At 52.3% G+C, this 19,879-nt stretch carries 21 protein-coding genes; 4 read left to right on the forward strand and 17 right to left on the reverse strand.

Going from position 1 to position 19,879, the window contains the following annotated elements:
- Positions 1 to 240 precede the first annotated feature (240 nt).
- The gene (locus tag NYE26_RS24920) at positions 241 to 3,036 is read left to right on the forward strand and encodes an O-antigen ligase family protein (RefSeq protein ID WP_339250908.1); all 2,796 of its coding nucleotides are present in this window, start codon (positions 241 to 243) and stop codon (positions 3,034 to 3,036) included.
- 438 nt (positions 3,037 to 3,474) lie between these two features.
- On the opposite strand, the gene NYE26_RS24925 is transcribed toward NYE26_RS24920, so the two are convergent.
- The 13 genes from NYE26_RS24925 to NYE26_RS24985 all read right to left on the reverse strand — a co-directional run bounded on the left by NYE26_RS24925 (position 3,475) and on the right by NYE26_RS24985 (position 13,770).
- Positions 3,475 to 4,026: a GNAT family N-acetyltransferase gene (locus NYE26_RS24925; RefSeq protein ID WP_339250910.1), complete on the reverse strand. Its 552-nt coding sequence runs from the start codon at positions 4,024 to 4,026 to the stop codon at positions 3,475 to 3,477.
- Between the two features lie 23 nt (positions 4,027 to 4,049).
- Positions 4,050 to 4,529, reverse strand: a complete 480-nt coding sequence (locus NYE26_RS24930) for a DinB family protein (protein WP_339250912.1) — start codon at positions 4,527 to 4,529, stop codon at positions 4,050 to 4,052.
- Positions 4,530 to 4,651: 122 nt separating this feature from the next.
- On the reverse strand, positions 4,652 to 5,425 hold the full coding sequence (locus NYE26_RS24935) for a VOC family protein (protein WP_339250914.1): 774 nt from the start codon (positions 5,423 to 5,425) through the stop codon (positions 4,652 to 4,654).
- Positions 5,425 to 6,240, reverse strand: a complete 816-nt coding sequence (gene proC, locus NYE26_RS24940) for a pyrroline-5-carboxylate reductase (protein ID WP_339250916.1) — start codon at positions 6,238 to 6,240, stop codon at positions 5,425 to 5,427. The genes NYE26_RS24935 and proC overlap by 1 nt, the downstream gene beginning before the upstream one ends.
- 16 nt (positions 6,241 to 6,256) lie before the next feature.
- On the reverse strand, positions 6,257 to 7,090 hold the full coding sequence (locus NYE26_RS24945; protein ID WP_339250918.1) for a MetQ/NlpA family ABC transporter substrate-binding protein: 834 nt from the start codon (positions 7,088 to 7,090) through the stop codon (positions 6,257 to 6,259).
- 12 nt (positions 7,091 to 7,102) lie between these two features.
- Positions 7,103 to 8,122, reverse strand: a complete 1,020-nt coding sequence (locus NYE26_RS24950; RefSeq protein ID WP_339250920.1) for a uroporphyrinogen decarboxylase family protein — start codon at positions 8,120 to 8,122, stop codon at positions 7,103 to 7,105.
- 27 nt (positions 8,123 to 8,149) lie between these two features.
- Positions 8,150 to 8,809, reverse strand: a complete 660-nt coding sequence (locus NYE26_RS24955) for a methionine ABC transporter permease (RefSeq protein ID WP_036721991.1) — start codon at positions 8,807 to 8,809, stop codon at positions 8,150 to 8,152.
- Entirely contained in the window at positions 8,784 to 9,827 is a 1,044-nt protein-coding gene (locus NYE26_RS24960) for a methionine ABC transporter ATP-binding protein (protein ID WP_339250923.1), read from the reverse strand. Before NYE26_RS24960 ends, NYE26_RS24955 begins: the two co-directional genes overlap by 26 nt.
- Positions 9,828 to 9,869: 42 nt before the next feature.
- On the reverse strand, positions 9,870 to 11,030 hold the full coding sequence (locus tag NYE26_RS24965) for an amidohydrolase (RefSeq protein ID WP_339250925.1): 1,161 nt from the start codon (positions 11,028 to 11,030) through the stop codon (positions 9,870 to 9,872).
- A gap of 21 nt (positions 11,031 to 11,051) precedes the next feature.
- The gene (locus NYE26_RS24970; protein ID WP_036722000.1) at positions 11,052 to 11,714 is read right to left on the reverse strand and encodes a GntR family transcriptional regulator; all 663 of its coding nucleotides are present in this window, start codon (positions 11,712 to 11,714) and stop codon (positions 11,052 to 11,054) included.
- Between the two features lie 302 nt (positions 11,715 to 12,016).
- A complete protein-coding gene (locus NYE26_RS24975; protein ID WP_339250927.1) occupies positions 12,017 to 12,499 on the reverse strand; it encodes a hypothetical protein in 483 nt (160 codons plus the stop codon).
- 133 nt (positions 12,500 to 12,632) lie between these two features.
- Complete coding sequence (locus tag NYE26_RS24980) at positions 12,633 to 13,238, reverse strand: hypothetical protein (RefSeq protein ID WP_339250929.1); 606 nt, start codon at positions 13,236 to 13,238, stop codon at positions 12,633 to 12,635.
- 172 nt (positions 13,239 to 13,410) lie between these two features.
- Complete coding sequence (locus NYE26_RS24985) at positions 13,411 to 13,770, reverse strand: iron-sulfur cluster assembly accessory protein (RefSeq protein ID WP_036722005.1); 360 nt, start codon at positions 13,768 to 13,770, stop codon at positions 13,411 to 13,413.
- Between the two features lie 381 nt (positions 13,771 to 14,151).
- Between NYE26_RS24985 and mqnE the strand changes: the two genes are divergently transcribed.
- Positions 14,152 to 15,258, forward strand: a complete 1,107-nt coding sequence (mqnE, locus tag NYE26_RS24990; protein WP_339250931.1) for an aminofutalosine synthase MqnE — start codon at positions 14,152 to 14,154, stop codon at positions 15,256 to 15,258.
- A 78-nt stretch (positions 15,259 to 15,336) separates the two neighbouring features.
- Positions 15,337 to 16,398, forward strand: a complete 1,062-nt coding sequence (locus NYE26_RS24995) for an NAD(P)/FAD-dependent oxidoreductase (protein ID WP_339250933.1) — start codon at positions 15,337 to 15,339, stop codon at positions 16,396 to 16,398.
- A gap of 14 nt (positions 16,399 to 16,412) precedes the next feature.
- Here NYE26_RS24995 and NYE26_RS25000 read toward each other — a convergent pair whose 3' ends face one another.
- Positions 16,413 to 16,667 carry a YuzB family protein gene (locus tag NYE26_RS25000; protein ID WP_209875904.1) on the reverse strand — a complete coding sequence of 85 codons (255 nt, stop codon included), beginning with the start codon at positions 16,665 to 16,667 and terminating at the stop codon, positions 16,413 to 16,415.
- Between the two features lie 82 nt (positions 16,668 to 16,749).
- Between NYE26_RS25000 and NYE26_RS25005 the strand changes: the two genes are divergently transcribed.
- Positions 16,750 to 16,998, forward strand: a complete 249-nt coding sequence (locus NYE26_RS25005; RefSeq protein WP_036701687.1) for a NifU family protein — start codon at positions 16,750 to 16,752, stop codon at positions 16,996 to 16,998.
- A gap of 182 nt (positions 16,999 to 17,180) precedes the next feature.
- On the opposite strand, the gene NYE26_RS25010 is transcribed toward NYE26_RS25005, so the two are convergent.
- The 3 genes from NYE26_RS25010 to NYE26_RS25020 are packed head-to-tail and all read right to left on the reverse strand — an operon-like array spanning position 17,181 to position 19,790.
- The gene (locus tag NYE26_RS25010) at positions 17,181 to 18,056 is read right to left on the reverse strand and encodes a MetQ/NlpA family ABC transporter substrate-binding protein (protein ID WP_036722014.1); all 876 of its coding nucleotides are present in this window, start codon (positions 18,054 to 18,056) and stop codon (positions 17,181 to 17,183) included.
- A gap of 58 nt (positions 18,057 to 18,114) precedes the next feature.
- A complete protein-coding gene (locus NYE26_RS25015) occupies positions 18,115 to 18,774 on the reverse strand; it encodes a methionine ABC transporter permease (RefSeq protein ID WP_036722016.1) in 660 nt (219 codons plus the stop codon).
- Entirely contained in the window at positions 18,774 to 19,790 is a 1,017-nt protein-coding gene (locus tag NYE26_RS25020; protein WP_339250936.1) for a methionine ABC transporter ATP-binding protein, read from the reverse strand. Before NYE26_RS25020 ends, NYE26_RS25015 begins: the two co-directional genes overlap by 1 nt.
- Between the last annotated feature and the right edge of the window lie 89 nt (positions 19,791 to 19,879).

Raw genomic sequence — 19,879 nt, forward strand, 5'->3', positions numbered from 1 at the left:
TCATAGATTCGCTCCGTTACCTTATTCTATGAAAACTGCTTCAGGCTGGCCTGTGCGGACAGACTGCTTCATTCGCTGAGCAGGTTCCGGCCTATTCCCCACTTTTCCGTTCCCTCCTCTCCTGCAAGACACTCCAATCTTTGAAATTTCCGTTCAGACAACAACTTTTTCACTTTATATCCGTAATATGTATGTGCAATAAATTGGAAGACCTACTATTTTGAAAAAGGAGATTCTATCGTGTCGAAACCTGTGTACGGAAAACAGGCGGCTTCTGTCAAAGCTACGGACAAGCTTTCAGGGGCAGCTTGGATGATTTGCGCTGCGTTCCTGCTGTTTTTTGGCTGGGCCGCTTTTCAGATCGGATTGTTCAACGGAATGAGGGCGGAGTTCGAGAAGCCTATCTATGTAGCTGCATTGGTGAGCGGGCTTCTGATGCTGGCCTCTGCGATCCTGTATCTCAGAACCTTCAAGCTGGAGAGTCAGCGTGACCTGCTCACTGCAGCGGCCATTCTGCTTCCCGTAACCTATGCCCTGTCGCTATTCGGCGCAGCTTCCCGGTACTCGGCGATGAACATGCTGTTCACCCAGTTCACCTATGCCGCAGTCTTCATCATCAGCATCCTTCTGCTCCGGCACAAGCGGCTCAATTCCGCCGTCCAGCATAGCGTGCTTACCCTCGCTTACCTGATCGTAGGCTTCGGACTGCTCAACTGGCTCGGAAGCTGGAAACTGGCTGGAAGCCTGGTGGGCTGGTTCTCAGAGACCGTAATTAACGGCAGGTATAACGATGCAGTTATGACTGATTCGAACGGCCTGCGCCTGACTTCCATTTTTCAGTATGCCAATACATATGCAGCCTTCCTGATGGCGTTTCTGTTCGTGGCCGTCTTCGCGCTGATCCGCTCCCGCAAATGGGCCGGACAGCTGTTGCACGGCTTCATGCTGGTGCCAATCATTGTCTCGCTGCTGCTTACCTTATCCCGTGGCGGACTCGTGCTGCTGCCGGTAGTATTCATCCTCCTGCTGCTCTTCCTGAAGCCTGTGCAGCAGATTCTGTGGATTGTACATCTCGTCATTGCCGGCCTATGCTCCCTTCTGATCACAAGCCCGGTCACACGGCTCGGCCTGGAGCTGAATGCGGAGTTCAACTCGTCTGCTGCCCTTAAGGGCTGGGGCTATCTGCTCGGAGCCTCGGCCATTGCGGGTGCGCTGAGCCTGGTGGTCCAGCGTTACCTGGCTCCTTGGCTGAGCCGCAAGCTCGGCAGACTCGAGTCCCGCCGCATGAGCGGATTGTGGATTCCAGCCGTCTCTGTGGCTGGCGTCGCGATCATCGCCTTCCTGTTCATCGGCACCAGCGCGCGTAATATTCTCCCGGCGAATATCGGAACACGGCTGGAGAATATCAACTTCAGGCAGCACAGTGTCCTGGAGCGTTTTACCTTTTACGAGGATGCCATGAAGGTCGTCAAGGATTACCCGGTACTGGGCGCGGGCGGCGGCGGCTGGGCTACACTCTATGAGCATTATCAGAACAACCCTTATCTGAGCCGCCAGGCGCATAACTTTTTCCTGCAATATCTGATTGAAGTCGGCATTGTCGGCTTTCTGGTGTTCATGGGCTTCATCCTGTTTATCTTCTACAAATTCAGCAGACAGTACCTGAGACGGGAGACCGATGACTATAACAACGGATTCTTCTATCTCATTATCGCCTTGTCCATTCTCGTTCACAGCCTGCTGGATTTCAACCTCAGTTATGCGTTCATGGGTATGCTCGTCTTCCTCTCTCTGGGGGGAATGGCTGTGGCCATGGAGAGCAAGCCGCTCCGCTTTACGTGGAACAAGCTGTGGATCAGAGCTGGCTATTTCACAGTACTCGGAGTCGGCACAGGCTACCTGCTCTTCCTGTCTCTGGGGTACATCCGGTCAAGCTCTGAGGCTTATGCCGCCAAGAAGCTGATCCAAGTGAGCCAGTCCTATGAGGAGATCAAGGCTCCTTTGGTAAAAGCACTCAACATCCGCCCCTACCACCCCGAATCCGCTATGTACTTGTCCTTGCTGGATCAGAAGGTGTATGAGCAGACCAAGAACGAGCAGTTCCTGGACGAGGCCTATGCGGTATTGACCCGTGCGCTGAAGGATGAGCCGTCCAACAAAGAGCTGCTGACCCAGCTCGCCAGCTACTATGACCTGAAGGGCGAGAGCGATGCCGCCTATCATGTCTACCTGGACAACGCGGACAAGTTCATGTGGGATATCAACTGGTATGCCCAGTTCATCAGCCGGGCTTCACTCCTTGGACAGCAAGCTTATTCCAAGCAGGATGAAGCCGGGCAACAGACGTATTTCGCTTCCGCGCTCTCCGCGTACAGACATGTAACGGACGGCATTGCGCATTTGAAAAGCCTCCCTCCTGAGCAGCTTCAGGGCCGTGAATTCTTCGTCACACCTACAATTGGCCTAAGCGCAGGGAGAGTACAATTCCTGTCCGGGGACAAGGACGCGGCTGCCGCGGCTGTGAAGCAGGGCTTCACGGGCGGATACGAGGATCTGACCGACAGCGAAAGCCTGTGGACAACCGCCTGGTACAGCGGAGTGATTGCCCGGTCCCAGGAGCTGGGAGCCGCAGCCCTGAAGCGGTCGCAGGAAGCTGCGGCCGAGGGCAAGCTGGAGATCAAGGACCAGGAGACGCTTAACAAGCAGCGGTATTTCAAAACCGGACTGGATGCCTATACCTACGCCGCCGCAGATCGGGATGCACAACAGCAGGGCGTTACCGTCACGCCGGATATGCTGCTGAATACCGGTAAAATCCAGTATCTGTCGCAGGACATGCAGGCCGCAGAAGCCACACTGAAGCAAGGCCTCAGTGAGGACTACAGCAACCCTGTCAACCGTGAGCTTGCCCGGTGGCTGCTGGCCGTTCAACAGAGACTGCAAAGCGCCCAGGATCAGGCGGTCTATCAGAAGCTGATCGCTGCTGACCCGGAAGAAGCGGCGAGGATTAATGAAGTGGCGGGAATGCCGCTGTAACCGTACAGTATCACTTGTGACATCAAGAACAGCAAAGAGCGCCTGCCTGCGGCAGTGCGCTTTTTGCTGTGTACGGGGGCTGAGCCGCTATGTTATGCCCATTGGCAACTGACAACTGTGCTCCCATGTGCCTCCTTATTTTTGCTAGTAGACCATCAGAATTAAACAAGTGATTTCATTCCATAAATGTGGTAGGAATGAAGCCGTGTTCGTAGAGAAAAAACTGGGATAAGTGTATTCTGCGCAACTAAAAACAGTGAAACGGGTGAACTTCCTCTTCTAATTGTAGTCTGTACAACTAAATTTGCCCGGATGGGCGAAAATCCAGGTATAGGGGCATTTTAATTGCACGAACTACATCTAAACTGAGATTTGGCGGCACATCGGACGATTTAGTTGTACGAATTGCAATTAAGCCTGCAGCTGCACCCTTCAACCCTACAGCCCGGCACGCGGGTGCAGCCCCCTATACTCATCCTCCAGAATCGAATATTGGTAGGAGTCCATCCACTTCTCTTTATGATACATATGTCCTCTAAGATGCCCTTCGTATGTCATGCCAAGCTTCTGCATCACACGCGCGGAACCGATATTCCCGGGACGGCAGGTGGCATAGATCCGGTGAAGCTCCAGCTTATGAAAGCCCAAGTCCAGCAGCACAGCAGCAGCCTCGCTCGCATAGCCCTGTCCCCAGTACAGCCTGTTGTAGCAATAGCCAATCTCTCCCTGGCCTGTTCCGGTAATATGCAGGCCGCAGCCTCCGATCAGCAGCCCGTTCTCCTTCAGAACTACCGCATACTCGAAGCCCTGGCGCGGCTCCTCCTGCTGCAATGTCAGCGTATGGCGGATATATTCGCCGGTATCCTCCAGAGAATTGGGCCCCCAGATCGAATGCGTTACTACTGCCGGATCAGATGCATACTCGTGTACCTGCCCTATATCCTCTGGAGTGAACTCTCTGATGATCAGACGTCTGGTCTCAAATTCCATATCTCTGTGGCCTCCTTACGCTTCTATTTGTCGAACAACCCTCTGCCAATCAAATTAGCTGTCACCGGCGGCTTGCCGATCTCCCGCGCCCATACCGAGAGCTGGCCGATATGATGGATCTCATGGGCGATCACATGCCGCATCACTTCCCCGTAGGGGTGGGGCTCGCGTTCCCCTTCATCCGTAATATCAACCATAATCCGGTCTTCCAGCTCATCCGACCAGCCATAGACAAACGGAGCCAGCTCCGCATGGCAGCGGGCGGAGAAATCCTGCACAAGCTCCAGGCTGGCGATTTCCCCGAATGCTGGAATTTCAATGACTCTCTCCTGAATGCCGCCGCAGATCCAGCCGTATTCAACCGCTACAATGTGATACAACGTGGGCAGGATATAGCCTAAGCCCCCGGTGCGCGGCTTCATCAATTCGTCCCTGTCCACCCCTCTGCACCAGTTGAACCAATCCTGGCGCACTTGCCAGTTATACTCAAATAGCTTCTGCATCCGCTGCCTCCATTCTCCATATATTCCCTTACTCCATTCTTGTGTCACACTTTAACATAAAACAGGACAGGCCCGCTACCGCTAATTGCGGCAACAGCCTGTCCCCTAAGCTTGTCCTGCATTTATTCAAACACGTACTCGCCTTCGCCAACAGTCAGCGTCTGTCCCTTCAGTTGAGGGGAGTTCGTGCGGAACACGATCCGGCTGAGCCGGTTCTCCTCCCCTGGCGTGAATTCAAACGTCTGGTCTCCGGCCTTAAGGCTGTAGCTGCCATCCGAACCATCCGCAGATGCGCTCACCGGAAGACCAAACAGTTCACTCCAGTGGCTGGCGGCAGCGGCCGGATCGCTGACCCGGAAGCCTGCACTGACGACCTCCACCTGGCCTGCAGGGTGAGGACGGTTGATTCCCGCACTGTTCAGACTAGCCAGCCGCTGCTCATCCCTCTCGTTCCACTGAATAATGAACGGATAGGGCAGTCCCTGGAAGTCACCGTCAATGGTCATCATCCGCCACTCGATCCACCGGCCCTGATCATCCAGACGGCGGCCGTCAATGACCGGCGACAATAACAACCCCGCTTGCCTCAGGGTTGCCTCAACAGCTTCAATATCATCCGTGCGCAGCACCACCCGGCTAAGCACTTCATGCTCCGGCAAAAGCGTGACGGCATCCCGCACCACCACATTATGCTTGGTCGCCCGTGCCAGCTCCAGGTTCTCGATGCCGAGGAACTCCAGGTAGGTGAGCCCGAAATAACTGAGGGCGTTATACGTTCCCCAATCCTTATGCGATCCGCCCCGGAAGGCTGTTAGTCCATGCTCCGCGAAGAGCTGAACCGGCTGGTCCAGATCATTCACATAATGTACAAGGTGATCCCATTTCAGTACGGCCATTACTTCTTCACTCCCAGCTCCGTGGTCCTCTTCACCGCGGCCAGTACACTCCGCTGCAATCCGGCAGCGAAATCACTGTTGTTCAGCTCATACAAGCCGTGCATACCGACGCCGCCAGGCGAGTTGTTGATATCCAGCAGTTGTCTTGGATGCAGTCCGGTCTGTTGCAGCATAGCCACCGCTCCCAGCATATTTTCCAGCGCCACCTTCCAGGCTTGCTCCCGCGGCAGTCCGGCAAGAACTCCGGCATCCGTGAAAGACTCAATGAAATAATAGATGTAGTTCGGTCCGGCTACCCCGAAGCCTGTGAAAATATCAATATAGGATTCCTCCAGAACCTGCACCTTGCCGAAGCCCAGCAGAAATGCTTCTACCTGCTCCAGAGAAGCGGCAGCATTCAGAGCTACACCGCTGTATCCATAACCGGTATCGGTCAAGGTATTCGGGATCACGCGGACAATCGGACGTTCTGCTCCGAAATAATCTCCAAGCTGGGCAATCGTTACCCCCGCTACAATCGATACAATGACCGCAGACGGTGAGGCAGATTGCTGGATCAGAGTTCCAAGTGCAGCCAAATTATCCTGCGGACGAACAGCGATAACGATCAGCTCTGCCCCGGAGAGGCCCTCTTCTTGCGTGCTCTCCGTGTTTACATTATATTTGGTTTTTAGAAGCTCAAGCCGGCCCTCATTAATATCTGACACACTGATCTGTCCGGCAGCCAGCGTGCCTCCTGCCAGGCAGGCCCGGATGATCGCTTCCGCCATCTGCCCGCCGCCAATGAAATGAATCTTGCCTTTTGACACTTCCATTCACTCCCTGATTAGATTAGTTATTGGCCCAAGCCTCCGGCAGAATGAACCCGGCATATTTCTCCTGTCCCAGGATGTATTCCTCGAACTCCTTGGATTCATACGCAGCCTTCAGATCCTTGGCCCACGGGGTATCCTGGTCCTTCTTGTTCACCGATACGATGATTCTGTGCTGCATAGGCGTATTCTCAATCTTCAGCGCATCTGTAATCTTGCGGTCGGGAGCGTTAGCGATATAATTCCCGTTCACTACACCATAATCAACGTCCTGCAGCGAGACCAGAATCTGTGCCGGGTCCAGCACTTTCAGGTCAATCTTGAACTTGTCCGGCTCCACGCTGTTGACATTGAAGTCCGCTACCCCGGCGCCCTCTTTGATCTTGACCCAACCCAGCTCCTCTAGAATCCGCAGCGCGCGCTCCTGATTAACCGGGTCGTTCGGAATCGCGACGGTAGTGCCGTCCTTCACATCGTCAAGCGTCGTGTGGTTAACCGAGTACAGCCCCTGCGGTGCACCTGGAACATAAGCAATGCCTACCATATCGGCGCCAATTTCCTTATTGATCGCATCCATATAGGCCGTACTCTGGAAGATACTCGCGTCAATCGAGCCTTCCTTCATGGCCGGGTTGACCTGCATATTCTGCGAGAAGGTTTTGATATCCACAGTATACCCTTTCCCTTCCAGGATCGGGAGAATGGATTGCCGGAACTGCTCCTCATACGTACCTACGCCGAATCCGACTGTGATTTCCTTTTTATCCCCGGAGCTTGCCGCTTCCTTATTGTTACCGCAAGCCGCCAGCACCGCCATCGAACTAATCAGTAGAACCGCCAGTAATTTTCTCATCACTCTCATCCCCTATCCTAATACTGTGTTTTTAAAATGCACTAATGCCTCGTCTGTAACCGTCAGCGGAATGGCGCAGTTGGGCGACAGAATAAACGGCTGCCCCTTCATCTTGGCCATGGCTTCCTTAGCCTGCTGTTCAATCTGCTCCAGATGATTTCCGGCAAACAGCCCGTGATCCACTCCGCCCACCTTCGTAGCCTTGAGATCGGCGTCCAGCCCGGGATTGCCTTCGGCTACCGTATCCCAGCTGATCCCGTCAATCCGGTAATCATTGAATTTCTCAGGCTGGGCATGAGCACCGCAGGTATGTAAAATATTCTTGCCATAGCTCGCCGCCTCCAGCACGATGGAATCATACGGTCTCGACAGCTCATCGAACATCGCTTCATCAAATAAGCCGGGGTGGGCTGTGCCTGTCACCGCATAGAACAGTCCATCTGATCCCGCCTGCCGCAGCTCCTGCACATAATCGGCCAAGGTTAAGGCAATCGCATGCAGGGCATGATGCGCAGCGGCACGGTGTTCCTTGAAGAGCGATTCCAGCGTCACCGGCTGCTCAATCCCGAATACGGTCTCCGTAACATAAGCAGAACGTCCTACTATGAACAGCAATACCGTGAGCGGTGAGAATACCGTCTGAATCAGCGGCGTATCCGGCAAGCCCTGGCGGATCTTCCTTACCGCCTCCAGATGCTCCAGCAGCGAAGGGGTTTGTGCGGCTTTTTTCACCTCAAGATCCCAGAGATTCGCGGCTGCCGGAACTGCCGTAGTCAGCTGTCTCGGAAATACCGTCCGGTAATCTGCGAAGTTATACTCATTTCCCCAGGCTTCCGCCAGATAGGTCGCTCTCGGGTTGATTTTCACCCAGTCCCAATCATATTTCTCCGTAAAAGAAATCGTAGACGACGCCAAGTCCTCAGCGTTCTGCTCCTTGTCAATAAAGTGGCGCCATCCGCTGATCATCGGCCGGTCCGCAAGTTCCCCGGATAAGATCGCCTGAAAACGCTCCTGCTTGCTCCATACACTCATCTGCCTATCCCCTTTGTCTCGTAATCTCTAGTAACGGCGAATCTTGCGCGCCAATGTGTTGCCCAGGGACTGAATACCCTGCACCAGAATGATCAGAATAATAACGGTAGCAACCATGACCACCTTGTCAAAACGCTGATATCCGTACACGATAGCCAAATCACCAACCCCACCGCCGCCTACGGTTCCGGCCATTGCGGTTGCCCCGATAAGCCCGATGGTCGCTGTGGTCAGGGAGAGGATCAGCGAGCCAATCGCTTCCGGCAGCAGGAAGTACCATATGACTTGTAACGGCGTAGCTCCCATTGCTTCCGCTGCCTCTAGAATACCCGGATTGACCTCCAGCAGAGAATTCTCCACCAGCCGTGCGATATAAGGTGCGATGTAGATAATCAGCGGAACAATCGCGGCACTGGTCCCAATCGAAGTATGAACAATTGCCCGTGTTACCGGAATGATAGCGACAAGTAAGATAATGAACGGAAGCGAACGGATAATGTTGATCAGCGGATTGAGCACCGTATAGAGCGCCTTATTCTCCAGTACCCCGCCTGGGCGGGTAATGACAAGCAGGATGCCAAGGGGGACCCCCAGAAGCGAACCTACAAAAAGCGACACGCCCACCATCTGAATCGTTTCAATAATTGCCTTCAGGAATTGCTCACTTGTGATCGATGTCGAGAACATAGGACTTCACCTCCTCTACCCGGACCTCATGCTGCTTCATGTAATTCAAGGCCGCTTCCATCTGTGCCGGATCACCTTGCAGTTGAACGATAATCGTACCGAGCGTCGTCTCTTGAATCTCTGTCGTATTCGCAAACAGAATGTTAACCTTGACGCCATAGGAGCGGATGATCTCATACAATACAGGCTCAGAAGCGCTCTCTCCGGCAAAATTCAGCTTATACACCCGGCTCCCCTGCTCAGTCTTCAGAGTTCTGCGGACGCTTGAGGTCATACTGTTCTGAATGACTGTTTTGACGAAATTCTGCGTCGTCTGATGCTTCGGTTCTCCGAACACATTCAGCACGCTGCCCTGCTCGATAATCCGTCCCTCTTCCATCACCGCTACCTTGTTGCAGATCTCCTGAATCACCGACATCTCATGCGTGATGATCATCACGGTGATGTTGTATTCCGCGTTGATCCGCTTGAGCAGCTGCAGGATGGACTGTGTCGTCTGCGGATCCAGAGCGGAAGTAGCTTCATCGCACAATAGTATGGAAGGGTTCGAGGCAAGCGCCCGGGCAATTCCAACCCGCTGCTTCTGTCCCCCTGACAGCTCGCTCGGATAGCTTCCAGCCTTGTCGCTTAGCCCGACGAATTCGAGCAGCTCCTCCACCCGCTTGCGGATTTCCGCCTTGCTCTTTTTCAGCAGAACGAGTGGAATGGCCACATTGTCGAACACCTTTTTGGACTCCAGCAGATTAAAATGCTGAAAAATCATGCCGATGTTTTTCTTGGCTGCCCGCAGCTCTTTGTCGCTGTACGCGCCCAGATCGTACCCGTCTACCAGCACCTGGCCCTCAGATGGCCGTTCCAGGTAATTGACCAGGCGGATTAACGTGCTTTTTCCGGCTCCGCTGTAGCCGATGACTCCGAAGATATCGCCCTTCTCCACCTTCAGGCTAATCCCCTTCAGCGCTTCTATCTTCACCTCTTTGCGGGTGAACGTCTTGTACACATTCCGTAGTTCAATCATAGTTGTTCCCCTCAATCATCTGGTAAATTTAGGATTCAGGATTCAAGTCTGCTGTTTCAGCTTCGCAAGCGCCTCTTCTGCCAGCAGGGCGAAATACTTAGCCGCCGGCAGGATGGCCGCCTCATCGACATCGAAACGGGGATGATGCAGCGCATGGTTCGGGCCGGTACCAATGTTCACAAAAGCACCCGGGATCTGCTGCAAATAATAGGCGAAATCTTCTCCGCCCATCTGCGGCGGAATATCATGTACCTCATAGCCTGATTGTGCCGCGACCTCTTTGGTGAAGTCTGTCCATCCTCCGTGATTGACCGTAGCGGGCGGGCCGGGATACCAGTGCAGCTTCGCCTCTGCTCCGGCTGCGGCTGCAATCCCTTCTATGATCCGCGTCATTTGGGCCGGGATGCTGCTGCGGATCTCTTCGTTATAGGTACGTACTGTACCTTCCAGCTCCACCTTCTCCGGCAGGACATTCCAGGTGAAGCCCCCGTTGATCCGGGTCACACTGAGCACGACCGGCTCTTGCGTGTTATTCAGGCGGCTGACTACGGTTTGCAGCATCGTAATGATCTGCGCGGCAGTCACAATGGTGTCTACCCCTTTCTCCGGTGTAGCGGCGTGAGCGCCGACCCCTTGCACCGTAATCTCAAAGCGGTCCACCCCCGCCGTTAAAGCTCCCGTTCTTGTGCCGAACGCCCCGTTAGGCAGGTCCGGTGAATTATGTAATCCGAAGATGGCCTCCACCCCGCTTAGCCCGCCGGATGCCAGTACATCCTCCGCACCGTGTCCCGTCTCTTCAGCCGGCTGGAACAGGATTCTGACCTTGCCCGGCAGTTCATGCTCACGCTGCTTCAGCAGGCTGGCCGCGCCCAGGATGACAGCGGTGTGGAAGTCATGGCCGCAGGCATGCATGGCTCCCGGAATCTCTGATGCGAACGGCAGGCCCGTCTGCTCCTCAATCGGCAGGGCATCGATATCGCAACGGATCGCTACTATGCTGCCATCACCTTTCCCCACCTCTGCGATCAGCCCGGTCTTCAGAGGAAGGTCCAGCACACGTATTCCCGCTTCATTCAGCCATTTACGCAGCTTCTCCGTGGTTCTGTACTCCTGATTGCTAAGCTCCGGTTCACGGTGCAGGTTCCTCCGCACTTCGGTTAGCCGGGCTGCCAGTGCTTCTTCCGTCTCATGCTGTGGTCTCATATTCCTGTTCTTCCCCCTTCATTACGTATGTTCAATTCCTCTAATCCGCTCCAGTGCAGTCGCGAGGCTGCTTAAGATATGCTCCCGCATCGCCCGCTCTGCCCCCTCCTCATCCCTGGCTACAATCCTCTGCAGAATCACAAGATGCTCCTCATCCGCCTGCGTATTCCAGTCCCCGTGCAGAGAGACATAACGGCAATACCGGAGGGAACGGTCTCTTAGCTGGTTCAGCACCTTCTCAAAAGTCTTCAGCGCGCTGATCTCCCACAAGTAATCATGGAATTCGAAGCCATAGGATACAACATCCTGCTGATCCCCCATCTGGAAGGATTGCTTCAGCTTCTCCAGAATCAGCGTTAACCGCTGAATATCCTTGATAGTAGCGTTTCTGGCAGCGCTTCTGGCGATATGGCCTTCAAGCATGCTGCGGATCTGGAAGATCTCTTCGACCTCCTTAATCGTTAAAGGGGCTACCCGCAGCCTGCCGTTGGGCTGGCGCACCAGGAAGTCCTCATTCTCCAGCCGCTGAATCGCTTCCCGTAACGGAGTCCGGCTGACCCCGAGAAGTGCCGCCAGGCTCTCTTCGTTAACCGCCTGATCCGGCTCCAGCTCGCTATCTATTATTTTTTGCTTAAGTGCATAGTAGGTATTATCCTTCGACAATCTTCGTGAACGCATTTCCATAGATTTCATTGCTCCTCGCCACTCATTTGCGGGTCGCCCGGTCAACTGTATAATTGTATACAATTAATAAGAGGAGAGAGATTTAAGATAAAATGAAAGTATCGGTTGAAAATCTCTCTGTGCAATCAAGCTTTTTTCATACTATAATCCCATTATCCCCACTAGTCAAGTATGTTTTATAGGGTAATTGCGAATCGACACGAATTGGACAAAAAAACCTGAAGATGCAGGGTATTCCCTAACACCTTCAGGAGGCTAATCTTCCGCATGCTACGGCTGCCTTCAGGATCGTGAGTTTGACTTTAATCACTTACCTGAACAGACTTTCGATCTGTTTCTATTTTATAGATTTCACTACCTTCTCCGCTTTGAACCGAAAATTCCGCAATCGCCGAAATTTCGTATGTGCCCGATTTTTCAAACCGATATTGAGAACTTTCTGAAATGATATCTCCATCCGACATTTGACGTAAAACTCCAACATCCTTTCTTGCACTTGAATTAATCACCTTGTCGGTATTATCCCGTACGGCAAAATAAAATATCGGTTCTCCAGTTGTAATCTCCAGATCCCGTCTAGCTTCATTTTTTAACTCAACAGAAATTTTAAGTTCCTGATTTGCTTTAACTTGTTCCGGAATTGAGATATGAGCTGAAAAAAGTTCGCTTTTGATATTTTCTGAGGCAGATGGGATAGGTCTCGTCTTGGCAGCTATGGATTCATTCGGTTCCGAGGAATCGCACGAAATTAAGGTCATGAAAAGGAGAATAATCAGGTTGTTCAAAATAAACACCTCCAACTTCATTAACGTAATGGAAGCCTGGATTAGACGTTGTGGAAAGTGGATTGTTTGAGATATAGCGTAAACGATAAATAACCCTCCAACACCTAATAGGTGTGGAGGACTATTCACCTTACTAAGGTTCAAATACTATCTCATCACTTGCCTCACCCATCTTGAACGGGTGACTGTATTCTTTGAACCTAAATTGAATTCCTGAAATCTCATCAGGTAAGGGTGGAGAGACTACATATTTATATGATGCATGATCTGATCTGCTTCCACCATTAATCATTCGGCAATCATATTGGTCATTAATATATAGTTCGTAATGCCTATGTTGATGAGAGTTGGAGTCAATATCCTGCTCATTGTCCCAATCAATATTTAGTGTTAATACACTTGCATTGGTGTATTGTTTCATAGATGTTAGAGTATAGAAACGCTCCCCTTTCACGACTGATTTCAGAATTGCAATGTGTTGTCTAAATCCGGCTGGTTCGATCATTGGTTTAAATTGTTTTTCATTCATCATACTTGAGAATAAGGAGTTTAGGAAATCTTCATAGAGTTCAAAGGCTTCTGACCATTTAGTAATATACTCAAGCGGAGGAAATCCTGGATTATTATCCGAGACTTCCTTTCTCTTCTTGATCAAAGAGCAAATGTCTTGATCGATATCAATAATCCGTTCATCATAATGCTCTGTTGGACGTTCAAATGGCATTCTCATTCGTATCATTGTTACCCTCCTCGCAGATCCATTAATTGTTTCATCACCATATTTTAACATATAATGGTTTAAGTCAACATAAAAAACCTCCTAATTAAGTACAGTTTGCACCATACATAATTAAGAGGTCTCGAAAGCCATAATCCACGCTTACTTTATCAATAATTCAGCATTCACAGGTTTAGCAAGGCTCCGCCGCCGGATTCCCTGCTTCTTCCTTCGTGCGGAACGAGGAGCCGCAGCCGCATGTAGCGCTGGCGTTGGGATTATTGATGGTGAAGCCGCCGGTCATGCCGGATTCCTCGAAGTCGATCTCCAGGCCGTTGAGGTAACGGATATCGTCTTTGCTGACGACCACCTTCAGACCTGCAACGTCCATGTAGATGTCCTGCTCAGTCTCGGTATCATCGAAGCCCATCGCGTACGAGAATCCGCTGCAGCCCCCGGCGGTTACGCCCAGACGGAGAAACATATCCGGCACTTCCTGCTCCGCAAGCATGGCCTTCAGCTGGCCTGCCGCTGTCTCACTTATGTTAATCATAATAACAACCTCCTTAGGGTTCATTGTATTGGAATCAAGCAGCCTTCAGGCTGTACGTAATGAAATCAATGCCTTGCGCGAGAAAAGAATGAGTATGATGTATATCATTTTCATCGGCTCTTTCAATCAGTATACTCCACTATTCTTCTGCCCTCAAGTCGTAAACCGGGCGCAGGTAAGCCATTTATCCCGGAAGACCTGCAGTTTCTGGCGGTTGCTCACCCTACGGGAGAAGTTTATAATGAGAAAAGCGATAAATTTTCGAAAAATTGTCACGGGGGTTGCAGTTAACCTCTATTTATAATGCCGGCTGTTGCCGGATATTCTCAGGTACACGATTATGCGATGCAATTGCCTCGCCAACCTTCAGGAGGAACTTATATGTCTACCCTTATTACACCCCACACAGATGCCCGGATGGCGAACATCATTGAGAAGGTTCGCGGCGGAGAACGATTGAATTTGGAAGACGGCGTTTATTTATATGAGAGCAACGATCTGTTAACGATCGGGCAACTCGCTAATGAAGTCAACATGCGAAAAAACGGGAATAAAGTCTATTTTATCGAGAACATGAGTCTATATTTCACCAATGTCTGCGAATCCCGCTGTGCCTTCTGCAATTTCCGCAAGGATGAAGGCGAAGAAGGGGCCTACACCCTCTCCGGCCAGGAGATGGTGGAGTATGTGCAGCAGCATATTCATCCCGGCGTGCGCGAGTTCCATATTGTAGGCGGGCATAATGATAATGTGCCCTTCCAGTACTATGTTGATTCGCTGCAGGCTCTGAACGAGCATTTCCCTGAAGTGACTCTCAAGGCCTATACAGCGGCAGAGATCGACTTCTTCACCCGCATCAGCGGACTTAGTATCCGTGAAGTGCTGGAGCAGCTGCGCGCCGCCGGACTGAAGACCCTTACCGGAGGAGGGGCAGAGATTCTGTCTGACCAGTACCGCAAAAAAATGCGCGTCGACAAAGCCAATGTCGAGGAATATCTCGAGGTGCACCGCACCGCCCATCACCTTGGCATGAAGACCCATACCACGATGCTGTACGGGTCGATTGAGTCCCGTGAAGACCGCATCCGCCATATGCTGCAAATTCGTGACCTGCAAGACGAGACCGGCGGTTTCATGGTATTCATTCCGCTGTCCATGCAGCCTAAGAACAAGAATGCTGGCATTATGCGCCGAAACTCCGCGAATGAGGATCTGAAGACCATTGCCGTCAGCCGCCTGATGCTGGACAATTTCGATCACATCAAGGCCTACTTCATTAATATCGGGCCCCAGTTGACCCAGGTTGCCTTGAACTTCGGCGCTTCCGATGTGCACGGAACGATCCTGAAGGAACGGATCAGCCACGCTGCCGGCGCGCTGACACCGGAGGGCTTGACCCGGGATGAGCTGATCTGGCTCGTGAAGGGCGCAGGACGGATTCCTGTAGAACGGGATACCTTCTATAACGAGATCAAGGTATACGAATAAGAACAGAACAAGCTTACCTCAGCCAGTGAACGCAGAACTGCCTTGTCCATTATGTACCCGAAAGGAAGATCAGTTGGCATGAGAACCCTACTTGTCTTGGGCGGCGGCTACGGCGGTCTTGCCCTCATTCAGCAACTGCTGGATAATCATCTCCCCCCTGATGTGGAAATCATCCTGGTGGACCGGATGCCGTATCAGGGGATCAAGACCGAATATTATGCACTGGCCGCAGGCACCGTCACCGATTACCATTTGCGGATTCAATTCCCGGTGCACCCCCGCCTGACCGTACGTTACGGGCAGGTGGGTTCCATTAATCTGGAGAGCAGGCTGGTCCTGCTCGATTCCGGGGAGCCGGTAGCCTATGATATCCTGGCGATTGCCCTCGGCTGTACGGATAATTACCATAACATTCCGGGTGCCGAGGAATACACCTGCAGTATTCAGAGCTTCGCCGGAACCCGGGAAACTTACCGCCGGCTGAACGATGTGAAGCCTTATGGAACCGTCAATATTGTCGGCGGGGGACTGAGCGGCGTAGAGATTGCCTCGGAGCTGCGGGAGAGCCGGCCGGATCTGAATATCTCTCTGATGGACCGGGGAGAACGTATTTTATCTTCTTTTCCGGCCAAGCTGTCCAGATATGTCGAGGAATGGTTCAGTGAGCATCAGGTGGAGACGATTGGCGGAGTGTCGGTCTCTCATGTCGAGAAGGATGCCATCTTCAATGGCACCCAAGCTATTCCGGCAGATGTGACGGTATGGACTGCCGGCATTCAGCCGGTGCAGGTCGTGCAGCAGCTTGAGCTTCCGAAGGACCGCGGAGGCAGGCTCATTGTGGGGGAATATTACAATATCGCTGAATATCCTGAGGTCTATGTGATCGGGGACTGTGCCAGCCTGCCCTTCGCCCCCAGTGCACAGGCGGCGGGTGCCCAGGGCGAACAGGTGGGCCAGATTATTCAGGCGCTATGGCGGGGAGAAACCCCGAAGCTGCATAAGATTAAGCTGAAGGGAACTCTCGGTTCACTCGGTAAAAATGCCGGCTTCGGCCTGATGGGCCGCCGCTCCGTCATGGGCCGGGTCCCGCGCCTGCTGAAGAGCGGCGTCCTGTGGATGTCCAAACGCCATTTCGGCTAAAGAATCCCGGCGGCTTAGTCTATCTCCAGGTTATCCCAGGCCTCTGCCTCTCGTATAGCGGCTTCTATGGCCTCTTCCAGAGCAGCGGGGGAATCAGCCGTAATGATCTCCCCGTCAACCATGGCGAACGGCTGGAGATAACACTCTCCGCAGTTGTTCAGACAGCCGTATTCCACTACATCATATTCAGGGTTTTGCTCCAGCTTAAGCTTGAGCGGTTCAGTGCCGTGGCCGATGTTGCTGGCACAGAATTCTATAATTGGTCTCATGATGATCTCCCTATTCTGCCTTAACCATTTTATTTTTTAACTTTTTGTACTATAATAAACATACGAAAGGAGTGATTGAGAAATGAGTGAGAATGTACAAAGCGCAACCATGTACGATGAAGTACTGGAAGTCCTTGATAAACTTCGTCCGTTCCTGCAGCGCGATGGCGGTGACGTGGAACTGATTGATGTTGAAGACGGCATCGTTAAGCTGAAGCTTATGGGTGCATGCGGCAGTTGCCCAAGCTCCACGATCACGCTAAAAGCCGGGATCGAACGCGCCCTGATTGAAGAAGTAGAAGGCGTGGAAGAAGTCGTTCAGGTATTCTAATCCCGTTTCATAAACCATCCCGGCCTCCGCTAAGAGGCCGGGATTTTTTTTATTATAGAGGATTTCGTCTGTAGGATCAACCACCCGGCGATTCAAAAAGACCAGAAGCCGCTCCGCCAGCCATTTCTGGCTACGGGCTTCTTCTGGTCTCATTAGATTATTCCGCTTCCCTAGGCTTAAGCTTAGAATGCCGGGATAATTGCTCCGTCATATTGCTTTTCGATGAATTCCTTCGCTTCCGGGGAAGTCAGCGCTGCTGCCAGCTTCTGAATGGCATCGGAATCCTTATTGTCAGGACGGGCTACCAGCAGGTTAGCATACGGGGAATCTCCGCCTTCGATGAACAACGCATCCTTCGTAGGAGACAGCTTGGCATCCAGTGCGAAGTTGGTGTTGATCAGCGCCAGGTCCACTTCATCCAGCTGACGGGGCAGCATGGCTGCATCCAGCTCAATGATATCCAGCTTCTTAGGGTTCTCGGTGATATCCGCTTTGGTGGAAGCAATATTGGTGTCATCCTTCAGCTTGATCAGACCGTTCTTCGCCAGCAGAATCAAGGCGCGGCCTCCGTTCGTTGCATCATTCGGAATCGCAACCTTCGCACCTTCTGCCAATTCATCGATCGATTTGATCTTTTTGGAATAGGCGCCAAATGGCTCTACATGAACAGCAGTTACAGATACGAGATCTGTGCCGTTCTTGGTGTTCTGATCATCCAGGTAAGGCTTGTGCTGGAAGAAGTTCGCATCGAGCTGCTTCTCGGCAAGCTGTGTATTGGGAAGAATATAATCTGTGAATTCTTTGATCTCCAGCTTAATGCCTTGGGCTTCAAGCAGTGGGGCAATTGCTTTGAGGATCTCCGCATGCGGTACAGGAGAAGCACCAATCACCAGGGTTACCGGGTCCGCAGCAGGCTCTGTAGTCGGCTCTGCAGCAGCCGCTTCTGTAGGTGCCGTTGTCGCAGCAGAATTCGTGGTGTTATTCGCCTTGTTGTTTCCGCAAGCGGCAAGCACCAATATCAAGGTCAGGCTGAAGAATGTAAGCAGTACTTTTTTCATCTGTAAATCCCCCTCTAATCCATATGGTTTATTGAATAAGGCTATATGTGGACGTACCTTATTTCCGTGTAAAATGTCTTACCAGCCGGTCACCGGCCATTTGCAGCAGCTGCACCAGAATCACCATCAGCGCTACCGAGATAAGCATGACTTCCTTCTCATAGCGGTAATATCCGTAGCGGATCGCCAGGTCACCCAGTCCGCCGCCGCCGATCATGCCGGACATTGCGGTATACGAGACAAGGGTCACAACAGTAATGGTTACACCGGCAAGCAGACCCGGACGAGCCTCCGGCAGCAGCACGCGCATCACGATCTGCCCGGTGGACGCTCCCATGCCCTGCGCTGCTTCAATAATTCCCCGGTCAACCTCCCGCAGTGCCGTCTCCACCAGTCTGGCGAAGAATGGCGCCGCGCCGATCACCAGTGCCGGAATCGTCCCAAGCACACCAATCGAAGTGCCCATAATGGCCTTGCTGAACGGAATCAGGGCAACCATCAGAATGATAAAAGGAACCGAACGCAGGATATTCACAACGAAGGATAATACCGAGTAAACCACCCTGATAATAACGTTATTTGACTTGCCCCATAAATATAACACAATTCCAAGCGGTAAACCAAGGATTATTGTGAATATTCCTGAAATAGCGATCATTTTGAGTGTAGCAATCGTAGCTTCCAGCATTTCTTCCCAATTGATTGTGCTAAAATCCATTACAAAATCACCTCCACATCAAGACCTTGCGCTATGAGCTCAGCGAGCGTGGCTTCGACCGCACCCTCAGGTCCTTCGAACCGGACGATCAGCTGGCCGTAAGGAACATCCTTGATCGTAGAGATGGTGCCATGAAGAATGGCGAAGTGAACCCCGGTTCCCTGAACCACCTGTGAGAGCGTCGACCCGTAAGTCTTTTGCCCGAGAAAAGTGATTTTGACCGACTTCGTGTAACCTGGCTGCACAGCATCAATCGCTTGCCGGAGCGGTCCGTCCGACTGGGTCTCACTGCGGATGAATTCCTTGGTAACCTCATGCTTCGGCTTCAGAAAGACCTCGGCCACTTCACCCTGCTCCACAATACCGCCGCCATGGATCACGGCAACACGGTCGCAGATGCTCTGAATGACATGCATCTCATGGGTAATCAGCACGATGGTCAGATGGAATTTGCTGTTGATATCCATCAGCAGGCGCAGAATGGAGTCTGTGGTCTGCGGATCAAGCGCCGAGGTCGCCTCATCGCATAACAGAACATCCGGATCACTTGCCAGCGCCCGGGCGATTCCGACACGCTGCTTCTGTCCGCCGGATAGCTGAGCCGGGTACTTATTCCAATGCTCCTCCAATCCGACCAGGGCGAGCAGTTCCTTGACCTTTTGTTCAATCTCGTTCCTTCCGGCTCCGATCAGCCGCAGCGGAAACGCGATATTATCATAGACTGTAGCCGATGAGAGCAGATTGAAATGCTGAAAAATCATTCCAATCTTACGCCGCTGCTCCTGCAGCTGTCCCTGGCTGAGCGCTGTCAGCTCGACACCGTCCACCCACACCTCGCCCGCAGTCGGACGTTCCAGCAGATTAATGCAGCGGATCAGCGTGCTTTTGCCGGCCCCGGAGTGACCGATCACCCCGAAGATTTCCCCCTTCTTAATCGACAGGCTCAGCGCAGAGAGTGCAGTTGCCTGCTTACTGCCTTTGCCATACACCTTGGTTATATCCTTCAATTCTATCAACCGCTGCGTCCCCCTTCTGTTCTAGCTTCCATCATTGCAAAAAAGACCCCCTACGATCCATGCAGATCGCAAGAGGCCCTGTGTGTATA

The organism is Paenibacillus sp. FSL P2-0136 (assembly GCF_037975325.1).
Classification (GTDB): Bacteria; Bacillota; Bacilli; order Paenibacillales; family Paenibacillaceae; genus Paenibacillus_AQ; species Paenibacillus_AQ silagei.